6 protein-coding genes are annotated in these 4,414 nt (G+C 30.1%); all 6 read left to right on the forward strand.

Features of this window, described 5'->3' with window-relative positions; translation table 11 throughout:
- The first annotated feature begins 52 nt into the window (after window positions 1-52).
- The 6 genes from ACKI67_RS10450 (at window position 53) to ACKI67_RS10475 (ending at window position 4,273) form a co-directional block, all read left to right on the forward strand.
- Window positions 53-544, forward strand: a complete 492-nt coding sequence (locus ACKI67_RS10450; RefSeq protein ID WP_407463476.1) for a Brix domain-containing protein — start codon at window positions 53-55, stop codon at window positions 542-544.
- Window positions 545-596: 52 nt separating this feature from the next.
- Window positions 597-848, forward strand: a complete 252-nt coding sequence (locus tag ACKI67_RS10455; RefSeq protein WP_407463478.1) for a KEOPS complex subunit Pcc1 — start codon at window positions 597-599, stop codon at window positions 846-848.
- A 147-nt stretch (window positions 849-995) separates the two neighbouring features.
- Window positions 996-1,343, forward strand: coding sequence for a prefoldin subunit beta (locus tag ACKI67_RS10460; RefSeq protein ID WP_407463480.1), 348 nt, complete (start codon window positions 996-998; stop codon window positions 1,341-1,343).
- 94 nt (window positions 1,344-1,437) lie between these two features.
- Window positions 1,438-1,734, forward strand: coding sequence for a DUF3194 domain-containing protein (locus tag ACKI67_RS10465; protein WP_407463481.1), 297 nt, complete (start codon window positions 1,438-1,440; stop codon window positions 1,732-1,734).
- Window positions 1,735-1,981: 247 nt separating this feature from the next.
- Window positions 1,982-3,436 carry a sodium-dependent transporter gene (locus tag ACKI67_RS10470; RefSeq protein WP_407463482.1) on the forward strand — a complete coding sequence of 485 codons (1,455 nt, stop codon included), beginning with the start codon at window positions 1,982-1,984 and terminating at the stop codon, window positions 3,434-3,436.
- A 78-nt stretch (window positions 3,437-3,514) separates the two neighbouring features.
- A complete protein-coding gene (locus tag ACKI67_RS10475; protein WP_407463483.1) occupies window positions 3,515-4,273 on the forward strand; it encodes a 4Fe-4S binding protein in 759 nt (252 codons plus the stop codon).
- Window positions 4,274-4,414 lie beyond the last annotated feature (141 nt).

Here is a 4,414-nt window from a genome sequence, read left to right on the forward strand (position 1 = left end):
TTTTACGTATTTTCCATTCTTATTTTAATTGAAAATAAAAAAGGGGATTATTATGCTAATTTCTACATCAAGAAAACCATCTCAGAAAACAAGAACATTCTGTAAAAACTTTTCACATGCTTTTGGTTTTGATTATACAAACAGGGGAAAAAGTAGTTTAAGGGATTTGCTTATCAAAGCTAAGCAATTAGGTCATGATAGCCTTGTTTTAGTTTATCAGATTAAAGGAAATCCAAGTAAATTAACTTTCTATGACCTTGAAGCAAATGAAAAGTTGGCATTGCTTGTTTCTGTCAATACTACAAATGAACGTCTTCATATCAAACCTGACGAATTAAAGATCAGGTCAACTGTAAGGGAATTGGATGTTTTGGCAGAGGTTTTAGGTATTGAAATCACAACTGAACCACAAGATTCCAATTACATCAGAATATCCTATGCAGATTATGATGATGACAAGAATTTTGCAATAATCTATTTTGTAAATAAGAAAGGGGAACAGATAGATTTACAAATCAATGTTAAAAAGATTGTAGAAAATTAAATTTAATAAACTAGATTTTTTAGGAGAGATTCATATTAGTGAAAGCGATATATTGAAATCAATCAACAGTGATATCGTAATTGATTTTGATACAGAAAAACAGGCTAAGATAGTTTATGATTCCATTTTGCTTGAATTTGAAACTTCTCCTGACTATAGATCTTCCATGGATTTAAAATTGGATAAGAACTCTATCATAATCACAATAGATGCAGAGGATGCAACATCTTTTAGAGCATCCATCAATTCAGCCATCAAATGGATTAAATTATCTGTCGAGATAAATGAATTGACTGAAAATTAATTTCAACTCATTATCATTATTCATTCAATCAATAGTTTTAAATATTTAACTAATAATATATTATAGTATAATGATTTATTAGCTAATTATATTTAATAATTAAAAGTTAAACTAATATTATTATAAAAAAAGATTTAAGGTGAAAATATGGAAATTCCACAAAATATACAACATCAATTAAACCAATTCCAACAATTACAACAACAAGCTCAAACTGTTACTATTCAAAAACAAAATGTTGACATTCAATTAAGAGAAACCGAAACTGCTCTTGAAGAACTCAAAAAAACTCCAGAAGGAGCTGAAGTATTCAAATCCGCTGGAAACTTACTCATTAAAGTTGAACGTAATGAAACTTTAGAAGAGCTTGAAGACAAAGTTGAAACTCTTAAATTAAGACAACAAACCATGACTCGCCAAGAAGAAAGAGTTATGAAAAAACTTGAAGAAATGCAAGCAACCATCCAACAAGCTATGGGTGGATTACAAGGATAAATAGATTTCTTATCTATTTTTTCTTTTTTTTATTTAAGAAAATTTTATTCGTATATTATAAAATTATTTATGCATAATTTTTTTAGGTGTAAGTATGGTATCAAAACTTAAAAAATTATCTTCAGAAGATCTTGACAATATTTCAGATTTCTTTGCAAGTGTAGTTGAGAAGAAAATTTTTTCCCAAGTGAAATCTCAAAAAGAAATTTTGGCTATGGACATTAACATCAATATTGACTACAATGATGAAACTGAACAACTTGATATAGATGCTGATGTTGATATTGATACAGATGAGTTATCCGACTTATCAGATGAAACAATCAATGAAGTAATCGATGAGTCTTACCTCGAACTTGATGAATACATTAACGAAAACTTCAGAGAATAACATCTTTATTTTTTTCTAATTTTTTCATCACTATTTTTCTTAATTTTTTCTATTTTTTCATAGTTTTCAAATTTTTATTTTTCAATTTTTTATTTCCCATATTTTTTTCATTTGTTATCATTTTTTTATTTTTAAAAATTCAGATTTTTTCTAAAGTAATTTATAAAAATAATTTTTCAAAATTTTTTAAAAAACTTAAAATTTAAGTATGTAATATTTTTATATCTTTATCGATAAATTATAAGTTATGTCTGAGAGAACTCAATGGGATTCAAGAATTTCATTTTTATTTGCAATGATTGGAGTTGCCGTTGGTGTAGGAAATATATGGAGATTCAGTTATGTTGTCTACACTAATGGTGGGGGATCATTCTTTATTCCTTATATCGTTGCCATTCTGATTTTAGGAATTCCATTTTTAATTATGGAATACGGTTTGGGATTTTCCTTCAAAACATCCTTTACGGAAATCATGAAGAAGATAAATCCTAAATTTGAGATTATTGCATGGGTTCTCGTTCTATTTACTTTTATAGTAACAGTTTATTATATGGTTATCCTGAGTTGGGACTTGGTATACCTGTTCAGCAGTCTTACATTTGATTGGGGAGCTGATGCAGCAAACTATTTTGTTAATACTGTTGGTGGAAGTTCCAATTTAGCGGATGCAAGCAGTTTTCTTATCCCTACATCAATAGGGGTATTGATATGCTGGTTTATCTTATGGTTCATATCAAACAGGGATATTGATAAGGGTATTGGGAAAGCTTCAAAGATTCTAATTCCTTTGCTGTTCATTATAATGGGAATTATCATAGTTTATGCATTCACATTACCTGGTGCAAAAATTGGAATAGATACCTTGATTTATCCGAAATGGGAAATGCTTTGGGATGTGAATATATGGTTGGCGGCATTCGGTCAGATCATATTTTCCTTAAGTGTAGGTGAAACTCTCGCCCTTACATATGCAAGCTATCTTCCTGAAAACTCAAAATTGGTAGACAATGTTATTTTTGTAGTATTGTCAAATTCTGCCTTTGAGGTATGTACTGCATTTGGAGTATATGCAATTTTAGGATATATGTCATTTACAAGCGGAACACCAATGATACAGCTTATTACTGAAGGAACCGGATTAATATTCATTGTTTTCCCAAGGATTTTCAATGTCATGGGTTTAATGGGCCATATATTAGCTCCATTGCTCTTCTTATCCATTCTGTTTGCAGGAATAACCTCTGCACTCGGATTATTTGAACCGATGTTAAGTTCCACTACAGACAAGTTAGGCTGGTCAAGGAGAAAGACCACAACTGTCTTATGCATAGTTGGCTGTTTATTGTCTTTGACATTGACAACAGGAATCAGCAGCTACTTGATTGAAATTGTGGATACATTCGTTAATAAGTTTGGAGTTTTGCTATTGATTCCAATTCAAGCTATCATATTCGGTTGGATTTATGGTCTTGACAATATAATACCTGTTTTGAATGAGCATTCAACCGTTAAGGTAGGGACTATTTGGAAAGCTATTATCAGATACATAGCACCAGTATTCTTATTTGGAATTTGGCTAATTGGTATTTATGAGCTATTTATACATGCTACCCAATTTGAATTTATGATTGACATATTGGTCATGGCATTTGTTTTGATATTTGCATTCTACTTCTCAAGAAGGAAATCAGCTGTAAAATAATTTTATATGGTTAATAAGAGGTAATTAATTTTATTTTTTAATTATATTTTTCTAATTGGATTTTAAAAAGGTGAGGATATGAATAAAGTTGTAAAAGTGTTTTTCAGTCCATCTGAAACTACAAAGAAAGTCGTTGGCTTAATTGCTGATAATATTAAAGAGGAAAATGAAATTTGTGATTTATTATATTTTGATGGAGAAAAGGAATTTTCATCAGATGACGTTGTTGTTGTAGGAATGCCTGTTTTTGCAGGAAGGCTTCCTGATACTGCTGCAAAAAGGTTGTCTAAATTAAAAGGAAACAATACAAAGGCAATAGCTGTTGCGAATTATGGAAATGCACAGATTAAGGATGCATTGCTTGAACTTGTAGACATACTCAAAGAAAACAATTTTGATGTTATAGCAGCTGCAACAACCATCAGCCATCACTCTATCTTTGATGGTGTTGCTGTAGGAAGACCTGATGAATCAGATATTGAAAAGATCAACGAATTTTCTAAAAAAGTAGTTGAAAAAATAGAAAATGGTGGTTCATTAGAATCAGAAATTCCAGGAAACAAACCATATGTTGATTTGAAACAACTCCCATTTATTGTAAGCTGTGATGAAAGCAAATGCGTATTCTGTCTTGAATGTGTTTCTGTCTGTCCTGAAGGAGCTATTCCAGATGATGATCCTGCAGATGTCGATATTGACCTATGTTCAAGATGCACTTCTTGCATAAACATTTGTCCTGAAGATGCGAGAGGATTTACTGGAGATGCATTCGAAGCTACAAAACCAAAATTCGAAAGTGCAAATGCAGAAAGAAAAGAACCTGAATTCTATTTCTAATTCCTCTTTTCATTTTTTTCTTTTTTGATATAATAATGTGTTTATTATTTTTTTATATTTTTTTACATTTTTTTACCCATTGTTTTAATTATCTTTCTAATCTTTTTACCAATTCTTTTACTTTTTTTATAATTTTTTATA

It is taken from the genome of Methanobrevibacter sp. (assembly GCF_045577275.1).
Lineage (GTDB): Archaea > Methanobacteriota > Methanobacteria > Methanobacteriales > Methanobacteriaceae > Methanobrevibacter.